Here is a 20,506-nt window from a genome sequence, read left to right on the forward strand (position 1 = left end):
GTGTGATCCACGTCTACACCCACGACTCCATCGGCCTGGGCGAAGACGGCCCGACTCACCAGCCGATCGAGCAGCTGGCCAGCCTGCGCAGCACGCCGAACCTGGACACCTGGCGCCCGGCCGACGCGGTGGAATCCGCCGTGTCCTGGAAGCACGCCCTGGAGCGTAAGGACGGCCCGTCGGCGCTGATCTTCTCGCGCCAGAACCTGCAACACCAGGACCGCGACGCCCAGCAGATCGCCGATATCGCCCGTGGCGGCTACGTGCTCAAGGACTGCGCTGGCGAGCCTGAGCTGATCCTGATTGCCACCGGTTCCGAAGTGGGCCTGGCTGTTCAGGCCTTCGACAAACTGACCGAGCAAGGCCGCAAGGTGCGTGTCGTGTCGATGCCGAGCACCAGCGTGTTCGACGCCCAGGACGCTGCCTACAAGCAGTCGGTACTGCCGCTGGAAGTGGGTGCGCGCATCGCCATCGAAGCTGCCCACGCCGACTTCTGGTACAAGTACGTCGGCCTGGAAGGCCGTATCATTGGCATGACCACCTACGGTGAGTCGGCGCCGGCTTCGGCACTGTTCGAAGAATTCGGCTTCACCCTGGAGAACATCCTGGGTACTGCCGAAGAGCTGCTGGAAGACTGATGTAACAAATGGAGGGCAGTGACGCCCTCCAGGTCGTGCAAGGGGAGGGCTCTGCCCTCCATCGCGACACAAGGCCGCTCCTACAGGGTACTGCGCATGCAGCCCTTGTAGGAGCGGCCTTGTGTCGCGATGGGCCGCAACGCGGCCCCAAATGCCATCATGCGTTAGCGAGCCAACGAATGCCCCACCTGCGTCCCTACAAAGTTGCACTCAACGGTTATGGCCGTATCGGCCGCTGTGTCCTGCGCGCGCTGTTCGAGCGGGGGGCGAAGGCCGGTTTCGAGATCGTCGCGCTGAACGACCTGGCCGACCAGGCCAGCCTGGAATACCTGACCCGCTTCGACTCCACCCACGGGCGTTTCCCCGGTGAAGTGAAGGTCGACGGCGATTGCCTGCATATCAATGGCGACTGCGTGAGGGTAATGCGCAGTGCTACCCCTGAAGGCATCGACTGGGCAGCGTTGGACATCGACCTGGTGCTGGAGTGCTCCGGCGCCTACAACACCCGTGCCGATGGGCAGCGTTTCCTCGATGCCGGCGCACCGCGCGTGCTGTTCTCCCAGCCGATGGCCAGCGAGGCCGATGTCGATGCCACGGTGGTCTACGGGGTCAACCAGGCCTGCCTGACCGGCAGCGAGCGCCTGGTGTCCAACGCCTCGTGTACCACCAACTGCGGCGTGCCGCTGCTGCGTGTGCTGGACCAGGCGTTCGGCATTGAATATGTGCAGATCACCACCATTCACTCGGCGATGAACGACCAGCCGGTGATCGACGCCTATCACCACGAAGACCTGCGCCGCACGCGCTCGGCGTTCCAGTCGGTGATCCCGGTGTCCACTGGTCTGGCGCGTGGCATCGAGCGCCTGCTCCCGGAACTTGCCGGGCGAATCCAGGCCAAAGCGGTACGTGTGCCCACCGTCAACGTCTCGTGCCTGGACATCACCCTGCAGACCGCCCGCGACACCACCGCGGCCGAGGTCAACCGGGTATTGCGTGAGGCGGCGCTGGACGGCCCGCTTAAAGGCTTGCTGGCCTACACCGAGCTGCCCCACGCCAGCTGTGATTTCAACCATGACCCGCATTCGGCCATCGTCGATGCCAGCCAGACCCGTGTTTCCGGCCCCCGCCTGGTGAACCTGCTGGCCTGGTTCGACAACGAATGGGGTTTTGCCAACCGTATGCTCGACGTTGCCGAACACTTTCTGCACGTCGTTCACCCAACCCGCAACAAACAGCCCTGAAGGACTGCATTCATGACCGTGTTGAAGATGACCGACCTCGACCTGCAAGGTAAGCGCGTACTGATCCGCGAAGACCTCAACGTGCCTGTGAAGGACGGTGTGGTAGCCAGCGACGCGCGTATCCTGGCAGCGCTGCCGACCATCAAGCTGGCCCTGGAGAAGGGCGCAGCGGTAATGGTCTGCTCGCACCTGGGCCGCCCGACCGAAGGCGAGTTCTCTGCCGACAACAGCCTCAAGCCGGTTGCCGAATACCTGAGCAAGGCCCTGGGCCGCGACGTGCCACTGGTTGCCGACTACCTGGACGGTGTCGAGGTCAAGGCCGGTGACGTGGTGTTGTTCGAGAACGTGCGCTTCAACAAGGGCGAGAAAAAGAACGCCGACGAACTGGCGCAGAAATACGCTGCCCTGTGCGACGTGTTCGTCATGGACGCGTTCGGTACTGCTCACCGTGCCGAAGGTTCGACCCACGGTGTGGCCAAGTTCGCCAAGGTCGCCGCTGCCGGCCCGCTGCTGGCTGCCGAGCTGGACGCCCTGGGCAAGGCCCTGAAGGCCCCGGCCAAGCCGATGGCCGCCATTGTTGCCGGCTCCAAGGTGTCCACCAAGCTGGACGTGCTGAACAGCCTGAGCAGCGTTTGCGACCAGCTGATCGTTGGCGGCGGCATTGCCAACACCTTCCTGGCCGCTGCTGGCCACCCGGTAGGCAAGTCGCTGTACGAGCCTGACCTGGTCGACACCGCCAAGGCCATTGCCGCCAAGGTCAGCGTGCCTCTGCCAGTCGACGTGGTGGTGGCCAAGGAGTTCGCGGAAACCGCCGAAGCCACCGTCAAGGCCATTGCCGACGTAGCTGCTGACGACATGATCCTGGACATCGGCCCGCAAACCGCTGCCAACTTCGCCGAGCTGCTGAAGTCGTCGAAGACCATCCTGTGGAACGGCCCGGTCGGCGTGTTCGAGTTCGACCAGTTCGGTAACGGCACCCAGGTACTGGCCAAGGCCATCGCTGACAGCGCCGCGTTCTCCATCGCCGGTGGCGGTGACACCCTGGCAGCCATCGACAAATATGGCGTCAGCGAGCAAATCTCCTACATTTCTACCGGTGGTGGCGCCTTCCTCGAGTTCGTCGAGGGCAAGGTCCTGCCAGCGGTGGCAATCCTGGAAGAGCGGGCCAAGGCCTGATGACGTCGGCGCTTGGCAAAGGGAGTGGCCTGATGGTCAAGCAATTGCCTGTGATGATGCTGGCTGGCCTGCTGAGCGCCTGCTCTGGCAGCCCGGCCTCGGATGCCGACCCGGCACATCCGCCCAAGGGCGGTTGCTACCAGTCCGAATGGCAGGCCGAAACCGTGCCGGTCATCAGCAAGCGCGTGGGCCCGGAAGGCCTGGAAAAGTACGACGAAGACCACCAGCGCAAGGCGCCGGGTTGCCCGTGACCCCGGCGTTTCGTCGGGTCAGGCAACCAAGCGACCGCTGTGTGGTCATCTAGAGGATATGCAATGAAAGCGCTTTTGGCCGTGACGGCCCTGGCGACACTGGCAGGATGCTCACTGCTGCAGCCGGCGCAACCCGCCCCGGCAGACAACTGGACCCGTTGGGTCTGTGACACCCAGGCCGAAGTGCTGTGGCGCTTCGCCGATGCACAACGCGACCAGGTTGACGTGCGCCTTGGCGGCGGCGACCAGGTCTACCGGCTCAAGTCCGAGCCGGGTGCCTCGGGTGCGCTGTACAGCGATGGCATGCTGGCCTTCCACACCAAGGGCGAAGAAGGCCTGGTGTACTGGGTGGCAACCAACGATCTGATTGGGCGGGGCTGCAAGGCACCGTGACTGGCCGGGCCGCGTGAATGGCCCACACTACTTGAACAGCAACCGCCCCTGCGGCAGGCTTGCACGAAACAAACGACGCTTGTCGGGAGAGAGATACACAATGGCACTCATTAGCATGCGCCAGATGCTGGACCACGCCGCCGAGTTCGGTTACGGCGTACCAGCTTTCAACGTCAACAACCTCGAGCAGATGCGCGCCATCATGGAAGCGGCCGACAAGACCGACTCCCCGGTGATCGTCCAGGCTTCGGCCGGTGCCCGCAAATACGCTGGCGCCCCGTTCCTGCGTCACCTGATCCTGGCTGCCATTGAAGAGTTCCCGCACATCCCGGTGTGCATGCACCAGGACCACGGCACCAGCCCTGACGTCTGCCAGCGCTCGATCCAGCTGGGCTTCAGCTCGGTGATGATGGACGGCTCGCTCGGTGAAGACGGCAAGACCCCGACCGACTACGAGTACAACGTCCGCGTTACCCAGCAAACCGTTGCCATGGCACATGCCTGCGGCGTTTCGGTGGAAGGCGAGCTGGGCTGCCTGGGTTCGCTGGAAACCGGCATGGCCGGTGAAGAAGACGGTATCGGCGCCGAAGGCGTGCTGGACCACAGCCAGATGCTGACCGACCCGGAAGAGGCCGCCGACTTCGTCAAGAAGACCCAGGTTGACGCCCTGGCGATCGCCATCGGTACCAGCCACGGTGCCTACAAGTTCACCAAACCACCTACCGGTGACGTGCTGGCCATCGACCGCATCAAGGAAATCCACAAGCGCATCCCCAACACCCACCTGGTGATGCACGGTTCTTCCTCGGTACCGCAAGAGTGGCTGGCGATCATCAACCAGTACGGCGGCGACATCAAGGAAACCTACGGTGTGCCGGTCGAAGAGATCGTTGAAGGCATCAAGTACGGCGTGCGCAAGGTCAACATCGACACCGACCTGCGTCTGGCATCCACCGGTGCCATGCGTCGCCTGATGGCCACCAACCCAAGCGAGTTCGACCCACGCAAGTTCTTTGGCGAAACCGTCAAGGCCATGCGTGACGTGTGCATCGCCCGTTACGAAGCCTTCGGCACTGCCGGTAATGCCTCGAAGATCAAGCCGATCTCCCTCGAAGGCATGTACCAGCGCTACCTGAAAGGTGAGCTGGCCGCCAAGGTCAACTGATCTTCAGGCAGCAATGAAAAAACCCGCAGCGATGCGGGTTTTTTTATGCGCGTCAGAATGTGACATCCATGCTGGAGCATTCGCATGCACATTATTCCGGCAGACTGACCGTTAGTCGGCTACCGTACAGGTGAATCACTGATAGCGTTCTGATTGCATTGCGCGTTGCATTCTCAGGTCTAGAGTATTAATGGATCCAACCGTATCTTGAAGTCGGTCACATAACAGAGAAGCAGCATGGATGGCGCTCAAGCTCAACCACAGCCACTGGATGGCAGCTCGGTACTTCTGGTAGTAGATGACTACCCGGAAAACCTGATCAGCATGCGGGCCTTGCTGGCCCGGCAGGATTGGCAAGTGTTGACGGCAAGCTCGGGGATGGAAGCCCTGAGTGCGTTGCTCGAACACGACGTCGACCTGGTCTTGCTGGATGTACAGATGCCGGAAATGGACGGCTTTGAAGTTGCCCGGCTGATGCGCGGCAGCCAGCGTACCCGGCTGACCCCGATCATATTCCTCACCGCCAACGAACAGTCCGAAGCGGCCGTGCTCAAAGGCTACGCCAGCGGCGCCGTGGACTACATGTTCAAACCGTTCGACCCGCAAATTCTCAAGCCCAAGGTCCAGGCGCTGCTCGAACAGCAGCGCAACCGCCGCATGCTGCAACGTCTGAGCCGCGAGCTGGAGGCCGCCAGGGCGTTCAACGCATCGATTCTGGAGAACGCCGCCGAGGGCATCCTGGTGGTGGATGCCCAGGGCATCATCAGCTTTGCCAACCCGGCCATTTCACGCTTGCTGTCGGCCCCCGTGCAGCAGTTGCAGGGGGCCCACCTGCTTGACCTGATACAACTGGCCAGCGCCTGCCTGTGGAATGAGTCGGACTTCTACCAGGCCTATCTGGGGCGGCGGATATTCCGTGTGCATGATGCCCAACTGCGTACCCTGAGTGGCGAACTGGTGCCCGCGGCGTTGTCCTGTGCACCGCTGCCGGCCGACCAGCAAGCCATGGTGGTGACGGTGCTGGACATGTCAGTGGTGCGCAACCTGCACCAGCAACTGGAGTACCAGGCCGTTACCGACCCGCTCACCGGGTTGCTCAACCGGCGTGGTTTCTACCAGGCGGCAGAGGGTGCGCTGCTGCGCAACGAGCGTTCGGACAAGGCGCAGGCGCTGATGTACATGGACCTGGACGGCTTCAAGCGCATCAACGACTCGTTGGGCCACGAAACCGGAGACCGCGTGCTGCGCTGGGTTGGCGAGCAACTGAAAGACTGCCTGGGCAGCGAGGCCTTGCTGGCGCGGATGGGCGGTGATGAGTTCACCGCACTGTTCGACAGCCTGCCTTACCCCGAGCAGGCGGGGCGTTACGCCGAAAAATTGCTTGAACGTATTTCCATCAGCCATCAGATCGAAGGGCTTGATGTAACCCTTGGCGTCAGCATCGGCATCGCCACCTACCCGGACTGCGGGGCCAATGTCGAAGGCCTGCTGCGCGCAGCCGACGCAGCGATGTACGCCGCCAAGCAGGCCGGTCGCCAGCAGTACCGGTTCTATGACCAGGAGCTCAACGGGCGGGCACGCTCACGGCTGATGCTGGAAGATGGCGTGCGTGCCGCCATCGAACAGCAGGACTTCACCCTGGTGTACCAGCCGCAGGTGTCGTTCATTGACGGCCGTCTGCGGGGGTTCGAGGCCTTGCTGCGTTGGCAGCACCCCAGCGTTGGCGACGTACCGCCGGGGCTGTTCATTCCGTTGCTGGAAGAAGCGCGCCTGATCAACCGCCTGGCCAGCTGGATCTATCGTCAGGGCGCGGCCCAGCGCCAGGCCTGGTACGAACGCTTCCCCGCAGACCTTGTGCTTGGCATCAGCCTGAGCCGTGCGCAGTTCGTCATGCCTGGCCTGGTCGAGGAACTGCAGCGGGTCATCGAGCTTTACCAGCTTGTTCCGGCGCAGCTGGAGGTGGAGGTCGCGGAAACCTCGCTGATGTACAACATCGACGCGGCCGTGAAACAGATCCACCGCTTGCGCGAGCTGGGGGTGCGGGTGGCCCTGGATGACTTTGGTGCGGGCGACTGTTCGTTGCGCATGCTGCGCGACCTGCCAATCGACACCCTCAAGCTCGATCGCCACCTGGTGGCACGCCTGCCCGATTCGGCGGTGGATGCTGCGCTGGTGCGCAGCGTGATCGGCCTGTGTGCCGACTACCGCATCACGGTGATTGCCGAAGGCGTGGAAACCCCGACCCAGGCCGCGTGGCTGAAGGCCAATGGTTGCGAATACGTGCAGGGCTTTTTGGTGGCTTACCCAATGACGGCGGCGGACGCCAGCGGCTTCCCGGCGATTTTCTCCTGGCCAGGGTCATGATTGGCTAGAATCGGCATTCGTTACGCCGAATGCAGCGCCATGACCGTACTACGTTACTTGCAAGCATACCCCCCGCACCTGCAGCAGCAAGTGCGCCAGATGATCGACAGCGACCGCTTGGGTGAGTACCTGCAGCGCCGTTACGCCGAGCGCCACGATGTGCAAAGCGACAAGGCGTTGTACGGTTATGCCCAGGATTTGCGCCAGCAGTACCTGCGCAGTGCGCCGAACCTGGACAAGGTGCTGTTCGACAATCGCCTCGACCTGACCCATCGGGCGCTGGGCCTGAACACGGCGGTGTCGCGGGTGCAGGGCGGCAAGCTCAAGGCGAAGAAGGAAATCCGCATTGCCTCGCTGTTCAAGGAAGCCGCGCCGCAGTTCTTGCGCATGATCGTGGTGCACGAGCTGGCGCACCTGCGCGAGCGCGATCACAACAAGGCGTTCTACCAGCTCTGCCAGCACATGGAGCCGGACTACCACCAACTGGAATTCGACCTGCGCGTCTACCTGACCTATCGGGAGCTGCCGGGCAACTGTTAAGGACCACGCAGCATGGAAGTGAGCAAGACCAAGAGCAGCTTCTACCGCCGGCTTTACGTGGCCTGGCTGATCGACAGCCAGACCGCGACCAGCGTACCTGCCCTGATGGAGGCTACTGGCATGCCGCGGCGCACCGCCCAGGACACCATCGCGGCCCTGGCCGACCTGGACATCGTCTGCGAGTTTGAACAGCAGGAGGGCGCACGCAACCACGCCGGGCATTACCGCATTCATGACTGGGGCGCGATCGACAAGCAGTGGATCATCCAGCACCTGCGGCAGATACGGGAAGTGCTCGGGTATCCCTGAACGGCCAAAATAGAGGCAAATTGACACTATTGGCCGCTGCTCCCGGAAACAGCTTTGTGTAATCTCATCGCCAGTGTGTCCCTCCATTGCGAAAGGACGTGAGCATGCGGCCACTGCTTTGTGTTCTGGGTTTACTGGCAATGATGCTGGCAACACCCGCCCCGGGTCACGCCAGGCTACGCCTGGTGGCCGATAACTGGCCGCCGTTCACCGATGCCAGCATGGCGGGCGGTGGCCTGGCGACCAGTATTGTCACCACTGCGCTGGCCCGCGCAGGCTACGCCGCCAGTGTCGAAGAGGCACCTTGGGCGCGGGCGCTGCTGGGGGTGAGTGAAGGGCGTTACGACGTGCTGATCAATGCCTGGCAGAACGATGCCCGCGCCCTTGTCGGGCAGTTCTCCAGCGCCTATCTGACGAACCGCATTCGCTTGCTGCAGCGCACGGGGGAGGTGTTCCGCTACCAGCGTCAGTCGGACTTGTACCCTTACAGCATTGCCGTGGTGCGTGATTACGCCTACTCACCTGAGTTCGACGGCGATACCCGGTTGAACAAGGTGCCGGTGCGCAACTTCTCGTCGGCGGTGCGCATGCTGGCGGCCGGGCGGGTGAACCTGGCGGTAGAGGACGAGTATGTGGCGCGTTACAACCTGCAGCGTGAGCCGCAGGAAGTGCGCGATGGGGTGATGCTGGTGGAGCCGCCGCTGGGGGAGAACACCTTGCATATACTGGTCAGCCTGAAGCACCCGGAGCATGCGCGGATTGTCGAGCGGTTCGAGCGTGCGATTGTGGCGATGAAGGCCGACGGCAGCTATGCCCGGCTGTTGCGTCAGCATGGCTTTTGATCGCGGTTGCCTGTACCGGCCCTTTCGCGGGCACGCCCGCTCCCACAGGATTCATACACACCTCAAGACCTGCGCGGTCCCTGTGGGAGCGGGCGTGCCCGCGAAAGGGCCGGTACAGGCAACACAAGGCTCAGGCCGGCGCACCTTCCTTGATCAGGTGCGCAGCCAAGGTCCGCAACGGCGCCAACTGCCGGCAGATCAATGCCAACTGCGTCTGCACCAGCCGCTGGTGCTCATCCAGTTCTTCCGGCATCTGCTCCAGGGCATTGGCCAGTGCCTCTTCGGCATCACTGTGAATGGCCACCGGCAGCCGCGCCGCGAGCCCGTTGGCAATCTCGTCCAGGCTACTGGCCAGGCTTTGCCCCGCACCTTCAATCAACTGCTCCTGCACCTCCGCCGGCAAGGCTGTATCGCGGTGCGCGCCCAACCCCGAGAGGTAGCTGAGCAAGGTGTGCGACAGCACCAGGAAGCGGAAGCCCACATCCGCCTCTTTACGGAAATGCCCTGGCTCCATCAGCATGTTGGCCAAGGTGGTGGATAGCGCAGCATCGGCGTTGTGGGCATTGCGCCGGGCCAGGCGGTAGGCCAGGTCGTCGCGCTTGCCATGGGCATACTGCTGCATGATCTGGCGCAGGTACACACTGGCACAGGCCAGGGTATTGGCCAGCGCCTTGTTCAGCCGCCGCCCTTGCCAGTCAGGCAGGAACAGGAATACCGCCAGGATGGCGATCAGGCTGCCCACCAGGGTATCGAACAGGCGCGGCAGGAACAGCCCATAGCCATCGCCGATCTGGTTGAAGCAGAACAGCACCATCAGGGTAATGGCAGCTGTAGCCAAGGCGTAGCGGGTGGTCCGGTTGACGAAGAACACCACCCCGGCGACCACGGCGAACAGCGACTGGATAACCGGGTTGGGGAACAGGTCGAACAATGCCCAACCCACCGTCAGGCCAACCGCGGTGCCAAAGATGCGCTGCACCAGTTTGCGCCGGGTAGCACCGTAGTTGGGCTGGCACACGAACAGCGTGGTGAGGATGATCCAGTAGCCTTGGGTCGGGTGGATCAAGTGCACCATGCCGTAGCCGATCGACAGCGCCAGCGGCAGGCGCAGGGCATGGCGGAACAACAGCGAGGTCGGCGTAAGCTGGGTGCGCAGGCGTGTCCACACGTCTTTCAGCGAGCGTGGCGAGCGGTCGAGCAGGCTGCTGTCGCTGGCATCGGCCAGGCTGTCCGGGTTGCTGGCGGCACTCAGCAGGCGGTCCAGGGTGGCCAGGTTGGCCGCCAGCGCCCGCAGCGAGCGCAACAGGCCACGCCATGCCGGGTTGCTCTGGATGCGCAGGTGCTCCAGCGAGGCGTTGAGGTCTTCAAGGGCTTCGGGATAACCGCTGGCCAGCACGAACGGCTGGCGCAGGCGGATCGAGCGTGCCAGCTCCTGGCAGGACGAACCCTGCTTGCGCAGCAGGCGCTGGCAGCGAAACATCACGTCGCTGTGGAAAAATGCATCGGTCAGGGCGTTGTAAGGGTAGTGCGAGGCACTGACCCGCTCGTGAATGTCCTGGGCCAGGAAGTACAGCTTCAGGTAACGGCTGACTTTGGAGTTCGGCTGGCTGTTGCCCACGCGGTGCAGGATGATTTCCTTGGCCGCGTTGAGCGCCGCCACCACCTTGCCGTTCTGCTGAGCCAGTTCCAGGCGCCGGGCTTCGACGTCGAGGGTGCGGATGGGCTCGAACAGGCTCGCCTTGAGCTTGAGGTAGCTGCCCAGTTCGAAGAACAGCTTGGCCAGGCTTTGCTGCACCGGCTGGTTGGAAAACAGCGCTTGCCACAGCACCGACAGCAGCCCGTACCAGGCCGCGCCCGCCACCAGCAGCAACGGCTCGTGCCAGAAGTCCGTCACCTCGCCGCCGCGCTGGTCCACCCCGATCATGGTGTAAACCGCCGTGATCAGTGTTGCCGAGGCAATTGCCCCATAGCGCTCGCCCAGGGCACCGAGCATGGTCAGGCCGAATGCGGCCAAGGCCAGCGCAACGACGAATATCCAGGGGTAGGGGAACAGCAGCTCCACCGCCAGCGCGGCGATGGCAAAACATACCAGGGTAACGGCCAGGGCGCTGAGGCGGCCCTGCCAGCTGTCGTCGGTTTCGGCCAGGGCGCTGGCGATGATGCCGAGGAACAGGGGGATCAGCAGGGCCATCTCGTTCTGGTACCAGCACAGGGCCAGGCTGCCGGTGAGGGCGATGGTGACCCGGATGCTGTAGCTGAACTTGTCTTGGCCCCACAGGCGACGCAGTGACTGACGGAACGAGCTCGATGACATGATGGCCTGCTAGGCAGTGATCAGAGGAATACCTTTCAGAACCGGTTACTGGGGCCGCTTTGCGGCCCTTCGCGGGCGCGCCCGCTCCCACAGGTACAACACAAGACCCTGTGGGAGCGGGCATGCCCGCGGAGGGGCGCGAAGCGGCCCAAATTCCGGCGCTGAGCACGGGCCAGCAAGAAGCGTTCCGTGCTGCTGAATGGATTCTACTCTACACGAACTGCGCTGCGGCGTTGGCCGATGCCCAGGCCCACTGGAAGTTGAAGCCGCCCAGGTGGCCGGTAACGTCGAGCACTTCGCCGATGAAGTACAGCCCGGGGCTTTTCAGCGACTCCATGGTCTTGGACGACACTTCGCGCGTATCCACGCCGCCCAGGGTGACTTCGGCGGTGCGGTAGCCTTCGGTGCCGGCCGGTACCACTTGCCAGTTCGCCAGTTTTTCAGCGATCTGTGCCAGCTCTGGCGGGGTGTACTGTTTCATCGGTCTGGACTCGAACCACTGTTCGGCCAGCAGGTTGGCCAGCTTGCGGGTGAACACCTCGCCCAGCACGGTCTTCAGCTCGGCATTGGCGCGCTCGCTCTGCATCTGTTGCAACCAGGTCAGCGCATCGCGGTCGGGCAGCAGGTTGATTACCACCGTGTCACCGGCTTCCCAGAACGAGGAAATCTGCAAGATCGCCGGGCCGCTCAGGCCGCGGTGGGTGAACAGCAGGTTCTCGCGGAAGCTGGTGCCATTGCAGCTGGCGGTGCAGTCCAGCGAGGTGCCGGACAACTCGGTGCACAGTGCCTTGAGTTGGGGCTCGGTGATGGTGAACGGCACCAACCCGGCGCGGGTCGGTAGCAGGGTGTGGCCAAACTGGCGCGCCACCTGGTAGCCGAAGCCGGTGGCACCCAGGGTCGGGATCGAAAGACCGCCGGTTGCGATCACCAGTGACTGGCAGGCGAACTGGCCACCGCTGGTCTGCAGCAGGTAGCCGGTTTCGGTCTTTTCGATCTGTTCGATGCTGGTGTGCATGCGGATTTCGGCGCCGGCCTCGTCGCACTCGGCCAGCAGCATGTCGAGGATGTCACTGGCCTTGTTGTCGCAGAACAGCTGGCCGAGCTTCTTCTCGTGGTACGCAACGCCATGCTTGCACACCAGTTCGATGAAGTCCCATTGGGTGTAGCGGGCCAGGGCCGACTTGCAGAAGTGCGCGTTCTGCGACAGGAAGTTGGCCGGCTCGGTATACATGTTGGTGAAGTTGCAGCGCCCGCCGCCAGACATGAGGATCTTCTTGCCCGGCTTGTTGGCGTGGTCGAGCAGCAGCACCCGGCGGCCGCGGCGGGCGCTGAGCTGGGCGCACATCAGGCCGGCGGCGCCGGCGCCGAGGATGATCACGTCGGTGGAGTGCACGGTGTTACCTCTTCAAGATTGCAGGGGGCTGCTGCGCAGCCCATCGCGACACAAGGCCGCTCCTACAGGAGATAAGCGATCCCCCTGGAGCGGCCTTGTGTCGCGATGGGCCGCAAAGCGGCCCCAAATAGATCAGACGATACGGACTTTCAGGGCGCGGCCCTTGATCTTGCCGCTGTTCAGCCGCTGCATGGCCTGCTTGGCCAGTGCCCGCTCTACGGCAACAAACGCCTGGAAGTCGAAGATGGCAATCTTGCCCACCTGCTTGCCCGGGATCCCGGCGTCACCGGTCAGCGCGCCAAGAATGTCACCCGGGCGCAGTTTGTCCTTGCGCCCGGCAGCGATGCACAGGGTGCTCATCACCGGCAGCAGCGGCTCGCCACCTTTGTTCTTGAGGCTGTCCAGCGAGTCCCAACGCAGAGGGCTCTTCTGCAAGTCTTCGATGGCCTGGGCGCGGTGGCCTTCGGCCGGTGCTACCAGGCTGACCGCAATACCTTTCTCGCCAGCCCGGCCAGTACGCCCCACGCGGTGTACGTGGATTTCCGCATCACGCGCCAGCTCCACGTTGATGACCATGTCCAGGCCATCGATGTCCAGCCCGCGCGCGGCCACGTCGGTGGCTACCAGCACCGAGCTGCTGCGGTTGGCGAACATGGTCAGCACCTGGTCGCGGTCACGCTGTTCCAGGTCGCCGTGCAGGGCCTGGGCAACGATGCCCTTGGCAGTCAGGTGGGCAACCACGTCCTCACACTGCTGCTTGGTAAAGCAGAACGCCACGCACGACACCGGGCGGTAGTGGCCGAGCACGCGGGTGACGGCTTCCAGGCGCTGCTGCGGGTCGATCTCGATGAAGCGCTGTTCGATCTGGTTGTCGGTGTGCAGGCTCTCGACCTTAACCTGCTGCGGGTTGCGCATGAAGTCGGCGGCCAGTTGCTTGATGCCGGCCGGGTAGGTGGCCGAGAACAGCAAGGTCTGGCGACGCGACGGGGTCTTGCCGATGATGCTGGCAATGGCGTCGAAGAAGCCCATGTCGAGCATGCGGTCGGCTTCGTCCAGCACCAGCGTGTTCAGGCCATCGAGCACCAGCGTGCCCTTGTCCAGGTGCTGCTGGATGCGCCCCGGGGTGCCGACGATGATGTGCGCGCCGTGCTCCAGCGAAGCGATCTGCGGGCCCAGCGAAACGCCGCCGCACAAGGTGAGGATCTTGATATTGTCCTCGGCGCGCGCCAGGCGGCGCAGCTCCTTGGCCACCTGGTCGGCAAGTTCACGGGTAGGGCACAGTACCAGCGCCTGGCAGCCGAAGTAGCGCGGGTTGATTGGGTTCAGCAGGCCGATGCCGAAGGCGGCGGTCTTGCCGCTGCCGGTCTTGGCCTGGGCGATCAGGTCCTGCCCCTTGAGGATGACTGGCAGGCTCTGGGCCTGGATCGGCGTCATCGAGGCGTAGCCGAGGGCGTCCAGGTTGGCCAGCATGGCAGTGGACAGCGGCAAGGTGGCAAAGGCGGTGGATTCGGTGGTCACGAGGCGGGCCTGCGGTGCGAAGCTAAAAATGCCGCACAGTCTACCAGCCTCATGGCCATTCGCCCTAAGACTCTACATGCTCTTCCGGACGACGGGCACGCCTTCCGTCCGTCGGCGCCAGTTGCAGGAAGATCGCCGCCGCCAGCATGGCCATCACGCCGATGGTGACAAACGTCAGCTGGAAGGCACCCAAGGTAGATTCCACGCCTTCAGCGCTGCCGGCAGCGGTGAAGCCACCGAGTAGTGCACCGGCACAAGCCACGCCCAGGCTCAGGGCCAGCTGTGCGACCACCGACAGCAGGCTGTTGCCGCTGCTGGCGCTGGCGTCATCGAGGTCGATCAGGGTCACGGTGTTCATCGCGGTGAACTGCATCGAGTTGACCGCGCCCAGCAAGCCCAGCTGGATCAGCAGTACAGGGTAGGGCGTCTGCTCATCGACCAGGCCGAGGCTGGCCAGTAGCAAGCCCAGCAGCAAGGTATTGCCGGTGAGGATGATGCGGTAACCGAAGCGCTCGATCAGTGGCCGGGCGACAGACTTGGCCAGCATGGCCGCCGCTGCCAGCGGAATCATGCTCATGCCAGCCTGGGCCGGTGAGTAGCCCAGTGCGACTTGCAACAGCAACGGCACCAGGAACGGCAGGGCACCGCTACCCAAACGGGCGAACAGGTTGCCGAGGATGCCGATGGCGAAGGTGCGCACACGGAACAGGCTGGGCGAGAACAGCGGCTCCGGGTCACGGCCGGCACGCAGCCAGTAGGCGGCCAGGCAGGCCATGCCGGCGAACAGCAGCAACATCACCCGCAGGTGCGGCAGGTGCAACTCGCCCAGGCCCTCCATGGCGATGGTGATCAGTACCATCGCAGCGCCAAACAGCAGGAAGCCGGGCCCGTCGAACGTGGTGCGCTCGGCGCCGCGCAAGTCCGGGATGAACTTCCAGACGGCAAAGCAGCCGATCAGGCCGACGGGCAGGTTGAGCAGGAAGATCCAGTGCCAGCTCAGGATTTCCACCAGCCAGCCCCCCACCGTCGGGCCCAGCAGCGGGCCGAGCAGGCCGGGGATGGTGATGAAGCTCATGATTCGCACCAGTTCGCTGCGCGGGTAGGCGCGCAGCACCACCAGCCGCCCGACTGGCAGCATCAAGGCACCGCCCAGGCCCTGCACGACGCGGGCGAAGATCAGAAAACCCAGGCTATTGGCGGCAGCGCACAGCAACGAGCCAAAGCTGAACAGCAGGATGGCGCTGAAGAAGATGCGCTTGGTGCCGAAGCGGTCGGCGATCCAGCCCGAGGCGGGAATCAGCAGGGCCACGGTGAGCATGTAGGCGATGATCACGCCCTGCATGCGCAGCGGGTCTTCGGCCAGCGAACGGGCCATGGCCGGCAGCGCGGTGTTGAGGATGGTGCCGTCCAGGGACTGCATGAAGAAGGCGATGGCCACCACCCAGGGGATCCAGCGGGCGGTGACGGGGTCCAGCGGGGTGCGTTCGGGCATGACTTCCTCGTTTGTCAGTGCCGGCCCTTTCGCGGGCACGCCCGCTCCCACAAGGGTTACGCGTTCCCTGTGGGAGCGGGCGTGCCCGCGAAGAGGCCGGTGATGCCTATCACAATGTCAGGGTCAGGCCTTTGACCAGCGCCCCCGGCAAATGACTCGACCCGGTACTGCGCTGTCCATAGGTGCTGGTCGACAGGATCATCTCGCGCTCCCGGGTCAGGTCCTCCAGCTGGCTGCCCAGCAAGCTGTACAGGCTGTCATCGAAACGCATGGTGCTCACCGGCCCCTGAATCTGCCCGTTTTCCACCCAGAAGGTGGCAAACCGGGTCAGCCCGGTCATGCGCGCTGCCGGCAGGTCCGAGTAGTTCAGGTACCACAGGTTGCTGATGTACAGCCCGGTGCCCAGCCGCTCAAGGACCTGCTCCCTGGCCAGGTTACCCGGCGCCAGGCTCAGCGCACACGGCGATTCGTAGCTGTCGGCACCATTGGCCAGCAACGCGAACTCGGCTGCACTGCGCGCACTGATCAGCCGCTGCAGCGCCTCGCCTTGCCGGATCAAGGGCACATCCAGGCGCGGTGCACCTTCATCGGAAAACGCCGGGCTAAGTGAACCGCTGACCTGCTCGGTGAAACTCACCAGTGGGCTTAGCCGGGCATCGCCGTTGTACAAACGCTGCAAGGCGCTGTTACCGGTGGCCAGGGCCTGCGCGGAAAAGCCGCCCCAGCACAGCATGCCGGCGATTTCATCCATGGCTGCCGGGGCCAGGTAGGCGCGGTAGCTGCCGGGCTTGAGGGTGACTGCCGGGCGACCGAGAAAGCCCAGCTGTTCCCGCGCCTGGCGCAGGCGTGCCGTGAAATCGTCGGTGTTCCACACCTGGCCGGCATAGTTGGCTTTAACCGCTTGGCCGTTTTCATGGAACAGGCTCCAGTCGAAGTTGAAGCTGTTGGCCTGGTGCCAGCCAAAAGCGCCGAACGAACTGGCAAAGCCCCGGCAGATCGGGCCGCCAGCGTAGATACCGACCAGGTCCAGCGCGCCGGCTTCGCGCTCGAGCAGGGCCAGCACGTCGCTCAGCTCGGGCAGGGGGTGTTCCTGCAAGCTGTGGCTGTGCCAGGCGCTTTCGTCCAGGCGCAGATAAGGGTCGACAGCCAACAGCGGCAGGGTCTGGCGCAGTTGCGTCAGGGCATCGGCAAGGCGCTGGCGGTCCAGTTGCACGTCACCACTCAAGGTCACCTGCTGCTGCGCCTGGCGCCCATCGCGGACCAGCCGCAACTCTGCGCTGGCCTGGCTTACTTCACCGGCCTGGCGCACCTTGGCATGGTTGAAGCGTACGAATTGCGACTGTTCGGCGCTGTAGCCCAGGGTGAACTGCTCGCCTGCTTGCAGGGCGGCGCGCACATCCCCGACCAAGGCTTCAAAGTTGTGTTTCATCAGGCGTCCCCCCCGAATACGTCGATCTGGCGGAATACGCAGGCCGGTGAGGCATGCCCGACTCGCACCACCTGGTTAGGTTCGCCCTTGCCACAGTTCGGCGTGCCCAATACCTGGAAGGTGCTGCGGTCGCCGACTGCCGACAGGTTGCGCCAGAACTGTGCGGAGATGCCGCGATAGCTGGGGTTCTTGACGATGCCCTTGAGCTCGCCGTTTTCAATCAACTGGCCCCATTCACAGCCGAACTGGAACTTGTTGCGCGCATCGTCGATGGACCAGGAGCGGTTGGTGCGCATCAGGATGCCATGCTCGATGCCCTTCACCAGTTGGTCAAGGCTCTGGTCGCCGGGCTCGATGTTCAGGTTGGCCATGCGGTCGATCGGTGCACGGTTCCAGCCGCAGGCGCGGCTGTTGGCCACGCCGTCAAGGCCGGAACGGAACTGCGACAGTGCACCGCCCAGTGGGCGCAGCAGCAGGCCTGCGCGGATCAGGAACTGCTTGCTGGCCGGGGTGCCGTCGTCGTCAAAGCTGTAGCTGGCCAGCTCTTCGCCGATGGTCGGGTCGAATGTCACGTTCAGCAGGCCGGAGCCGTATTGCAGGTGGCCGAAGTCGCTGGCCTTCACGAAGCTGGTGCCGGCGTAATTGCGCTCGTCACCGAGGATGCGGTCCATTTCCAGCGGGTGGCCGATGGACTCGTGGATCTGCAGCATCATCTGGTCAGGCATCAACAGCAGGTCGCGCTGGCCGCTTGGGGTGTTGGGAGCAAGCAGCAGTTGCAGGGCCTCGTCGGCGACCTGCCGGGCGGCGCCCACCAGCCCGCAGCGCTCGATGATCTCGAAACCGCCCTGCTGGCCGAAGTTGTCGCGGCCCAGGCTGCGGCTCTGGCTGTCCTGGCCGTCGCTGGCGGTCACGCCCAGGCCCGGGAACAGGAAGCGCTGGGCGTGGCGCAGCTCGGCACCTGCCGAGTTCAGGTAGGTTTGTTCTACCAGCGTCAGGCCCAGGCTGGCCTGCCAGTCCACCAGGCGGTTGTCCGCGGGCACGCTGGCCGATTCGGCGGCAAGCAGGCCAAGGCAGTCGGCGAGGGAGGGCACGGGTTGGTCGAAGTTGGGCGAGACATGGTCGTGACGGGCAGTGGTCACGGGCTGGTCGCGCAGGTCGAGCAGGCTGTGCGGGGCGATCTGCCGGGCCAGGGCCTCGGCTTGTTCCAGCGCGCGTTGCAGGCCGCCCTGGGACAGGTCGGCGGTGGCTGCGTAAGCCTCCACACCGTTGACCCGCACCGTGAGCATGGCGCCTTCGTCCTGGCTGAAGAAGGGTGGCTCGGCAACGTTGCGGCGAACCGACAGCGCCTGGTGCGACTGTTTCACATGGCGCAGGGAAAACAACTCGGCCGTGCTGCGCAGCGCGGCAAAGCGCTGGCGCAGCAGGGCGCTGGTATCGAACATGTGGAAGCCTCCGTGTATACGGTGGCTCCCCCTTAGAACCACTCGTCCTGCATGGTGAGGCAAGTGTCGTCGCGCGCCTCCAGCAATGCCAGCTCATTATGGCAGCCCGGTACTTCCCAGGTCAGGAAATAACGTGCGGCCTGCAGCTTGCCGAGGTAGAAGTCGCGGTCGCTGGCGTTGCCCTTGAGCAGGCCAAGCTCGGCGTGAATGGCCTGTTCCAGCCAGCGCCAGCCGATCACGCAGTGGCCGAAGGCTTTGAGGTACAGGGCCGAATTGGCCAGGGTGCCCGCCACTTTGCCCTGGGCCAGGTCGCCGAGCAGGGCCAGGGTCACGTTTTGCAGGCGGTTGACCAGTTGTTCCAGCGGCTGGCGCAGCGGGTCGAGGTTCGGGTGATGGCTGGCGCGTTCGCCTGTGCTGGCGATCAGGCGGATCAGTTGCTTGAGGCCGGCGCCGTTGTTCTGCGCCAGCTTGCGCCCAAGCAGGTCGAGCGACTGGATGCCCTCGGTGCCTTCGTGAATCGGGTTCAGGCGGTTGTCGCGGTAGTACTGTTCTACCGGGTATTCGCGGGTGTAGCCGTGGCCGCCGAGAATCTGAATGGCCAGTTCGTTGGCCTTGAGGCAGAAGGCCGAGGGCCAGGATTTGACGATAGGTGTCAGCAGGTCGAGCAGCTCCTGAGCCTGCTTGCGGGTGCTTTCGTCGCTGGCGGTCTGGGTGTCGTCGAACAGGCGCGCGGCGTACAGGCCCAAGTCGAAGGCACCTTCAACGTAAGCCTTCTGTGCCAGCAGCATGCGCCTCACATCGCTGTGTTCGATGATCGGCACCGCCGGGCTGTGCGGGTCCTTGTTGTCTGGCAGCCGGCCCTGCGGGCGCTGGCGGGCGTATTCCAGCGAATACAGGTAACCGGCGTAACCGAGCATCACTGCCCCCATACCGACGCCGATGCGCGCCTCGTTCATCATCTGGAACATGCAGGCCAAGCCTTGATGAGGCTGGCCGACCAGGTAGCCGACGCACCCGCCATTGTCGCCGAAGTTCAGTGCAGTGGAGGTGGTGCCGCGCCAGCCCATCTTGTGGAACAGCCCGGCCAGCAGCACATCGTTGCGCGGGCCACGGCTGCCGTCCGGGTTGACGTGGTACTTGGGCACGATGAACAGCGAGATGCCTTTCACCCCGGGCGGGGCATCGGGCAGCTTGGCCAGCACCATGTGCACGATGTTTTCCGACAGTTCGTGGTCGCCGCCGGAGATGAAGATCTTGTTGCCCTTGAGCCGGTAGCTGCCGTCGCTTGAAGGTTCGGCACGGGTGCGGATATCGGCCAGTGACGAACCGGCGTGGGGTTCGGTCAGGGCCATGGTGCCGAAGTAGCGGCCCTCAATCATCGGCTGCAGGAACAGGCGCTTCTGTTCCTCTGTGCCGAAGCTTTCGATCAAATTGGCCGCGCCCATGGTCAGGAACGGGTAGGCCGTGGTGCCGGCGTTGGCGGCCTGGAAGTGGGCGAAGCAAGCCTGGGAGACCAGGCTGGGCAGTTGCATGCCACCGACCTCGAAATCCCGGTTGGCGTTGAGGAAGCCGGCTTCAAGGAAGGCTTCGACCGCGGGTTTTACCTCGGGGATCAGTTCGGCGCGGCAGTCCACGTAGCGAGGCTCGTTTTCGTCGGCCTTGCGGTTGTGTGGGGCGAAGAGCTTTTCGGCGATGGTGCGGGCTGTAGTCAGGGCGGCATCGAAGGTTTCCCGGCTGTGCTCGGTGAAGCGCGGGCGCTGGGTGAGGGCTTCGGCGTCGAGGACTTCGTAGAGCTCGAAGGCCAGGTTGCGGGGGCAGAGCAGGGTCTCGGGCATGGGGGCGGTCCTGAGGCGGGATGCTGCGAGTGTAGGTATCACCAAGTGGAGGTGACTACCATGATTGATCCAGTTGATATTACGGAACAGACAGAAACATATTCGAGTGTTCATCCCTTTGACGTCCAGCCTCCGCTTGGATAGCATTACGGCGTTGCTACAGA

The 20,506-nt window shown here is 64.0% G+C and carries 17 protein-coding genes; 10 read left to right on the plus strand and 7 right to left on the minus strand.

Going from position 1 to position 20,506, the window contains the following annotated elements; translation table 11 throughout:
• From ACQKPZ_RS19015 to ACQKPZ_RS19060, 10 genes are all read left to right on the plus strand, one after another.
• Positions 1 to 638: transketolase-like TK C-terminal-containing protein (locus ACQKPZ_RS19015; protein ID WP_427541061.1), on the plus strand; the 638-nt coding region annotated here is incomplete at its 5' end.
• 179 nt (positions 639 to 817) lie between these two features.
• A complete protein-coding gene (epd, locus tag ACQKPZ_RS19020) occupies positions 818 to 1,879 on the plus strand; it encodes an erythrose-4-phosphate dehydrogenase (protein WP_391126201.1) in 1,062 nt (353 codons plus the stop codon).
• Between the two features lie 12 nt (positions 1,880 to 1,891).
• Positions 1,892 to 3,055 carry a phosphoglycerate kinase gene (locus ACQKPZ_RS19025; protein WP_391126198.1) on the plus strand — a complete coding sequence of 388 codons (1,164 nt, stop codon included), beginning with the start codon at positions 1,892 to 1,894 and terminating at the stop codon, positions 3,053 to 3,055.
• The gene (locus ACQKPZ_RS19030; protein WP_391126195.1) at positions 3,055 to 3,306 is read left to right on the plus strand and encodes a hypothetical protein; all 252 of its coding nucleotides are present in this window, start codon (positions 3,055 to 3,057) and stop codon (positions 3,304 to 3,306) included. The genes ACQKPZ_RS19025 and ACQKPZ_RS19030 overlap by 1 nt, the downstream gene beginning before the upstream one ends.
• Before the next feature lie 63 nt (positions 3,307 to 3,369).
• A complete protein-coding gene (locus ACQKPZ_RS19035) occupies positions 3,370 to 3,699 on the plus strand; it encodes an MliC family protein (protein ID WP_012274521.1) in 330 nt (109 codons plus the stop codon).
• A 100-nt stretch (positions 3,700 to 3,799) separates the two neighbouring features.
• Positions 3,800 to 4,864, plus strand: coding sequence for a class II fructose-bisphosphate aldolase (gene fba, locus ACQKPZ_RS19040; RefSeq protein ID WP_012274520.1), 1,065 nt, complete (start codon positions 3,800 to 3,802; stop codon positions 4,862 to 4,864).
• Positions 4,865 to 5,101: 237 nt separating this feature from the next.
• Entirely contained in the window at positions 5,102 to 7,228 is a 2,127-nt protein-coding gene (locus ACQKPZ_RS19045; protein WP_391126191.1) for a putative bifunctional diguanylate cyclase/phosphodiesterase, read from the plus strand.
• 39 nt (positions 7,229 to 7,267) lie between these two features.
• Positions 7,268 to 7,768 (plus strand): M48 metallopeptidase family protein, encoded by a 501-nt coding sequence (locus ACQKPZ_RS19050; protein ID WP_391126188.1) that lies wholly within the window; start codon positions 7,268 to 7,270, stop codon positions 7,766 to 7,768.
• A 12-nt stretch (positions 7,769 to 7,780) separates the two neighbouring features.
• Positions 7,781 to 8,077 carry a winged helix-turn-helix domain-containing protein gene (locus tag ACQKPZ_RS19055; RefSeq protein ID WP_016395304.1) on the plus strand — a complete coding sequence of 99 codons (297 nt, stop codon included), beginning with the start codon at positions 7,781 to 7,783 and terminating at the stop codon, positions 8,075 to 8,077.
• 104 nt (positions 8,078 to 8,181) lie between these two features.
• Positions 8,182 to 8,919 carry a substrate-binding periplasmic protein gene (locus tag ACQKPZ_RS19060; protein WP_427541064.1) on the plus strand — a complete coding sequence of 246 codons (738 nt, stop codon included), beginning with the start codon at positions 8,182 to 8,184 and terminating at the stop codon, positions 8,917 to 8,919.
• A 130-nt stretch (positions 8,920 to 9,049) separates the two neighbouring features.
• Here the strand turns inward: ACQKPZ_RS19060 and yccS are convergent, their stop codons facing one another.
• The 7 genes from yccS to ACQKPZ_RS19095 all read right to left on the minus strand — a co-directional run bounded on the left by yccS (position 9,050) and on the right by ACQKPZ_RS19095 (position 20,342).
• Positions 9,050 to 11,233 carry a YccS family putative transporter gene (gene yccS / locus ACQKPZ_RS19065; protein ID WP_427541067.1) on the minus strand — a complete coding sequence of 728 codons (2,184 nt, stop codon included), beginning with the start codon at positions 11,231 to 11,233 and terminating at the stop codon, positions 9,050 to 9,052.
• Positions 11,234 to 11,444: 211 nt separating this feature from the next.
• Positions 11,445 to 12,626, minus strand: a complete 1,182-nt coding sequence (locus ACQKPZ_RS19070) for an NAD(P)/FAD-dependent oxidoreductase (protein ID WP_427541070.1) — start codon at positions 12,624 to 12,626, stop codon at positions 11,445 to 11,447.
• 132 nt (positions 12,627 to 12,758) lie between these two features.
• Positions 12,759 to 14,096, minus strand: a complete 1,338-nt coding sequence (dbpA, locus tag ACQKPZ_RS19075) for an ATP-dependent RNA helicase DbpA (protein ID WP_391126650.1) — start codon at positions 14,094 to 14,096, stop codon at positions 12,759 to 12,761.
• Positions 14,097 to 14,208: 112 nt separating this feature from the next.
• Complete coding sequence (gene mdtD / locus ACQKPZ_RS19080; RefSeq protein WP_427541073.1) at positions 14,209 to 15,636, minus strand: multidrug transporter subunit MdtD; 1,428 nt, start codon at positions 15,634 to 15,636, stop codon at positions 14,209 to 14,211.
• A gap of 109 nt (positions 15,637 to 15,745) precedes the next feature.
• Positions 15,746 to 17,065: a TldD/PmbA family protein gene (locus ACQKPZ_RS19085; RefSeq protein ID WP_427541076.1), complete on the minus strand. Its 1,320-nt coding sequence runs from the start codon at positions 17,063 to 17,065 to the stop codon at positions 15,746 to 15,748.
• Positions 17,065 to 18,507, minus strand: a complete 1,443-nt coding sequence (locus ACQKPZ_RS19090; RefSeq protein ID WP_427541079.1) for a TldD/PmbA family protein — start codon at positions 18,505 to 18,507, stop codon at positions 17,065 to 17,067. The genes ACQKPZ_RS19085 and ACQKPZ_RS19090 overlap by 1 nt, the downstream gene beginning before the upstream one ends.
• Before the next feature lie 32 nt (positions 18,508 to 18,539).
• Positions 18,540 to 20,342, minus strand: coding sequence for an acyl-CoA dehydrogenase (locus tag ACQKPZ_RS19095; RefSeq protein WP_427541082.1), 1,803 nt, complete (start codon positions 20,340 to 20,342; stop codon positions 18,540 to 18,542).
• Between the last annotated feature and the right edge of the window lie 164 nt (positions 20,343 to 20,506).

The sequence above is a fragment of the Pseudomonas sp. NPDC089547 genome, assembly GCF_050280665.1.
Taxonomy (GTDB): Bacteria; Pseudomonadota; Gammaproteobacteria; order Pseudomonadales; family Pseudomonadaceae; genus Aquipseudomonas.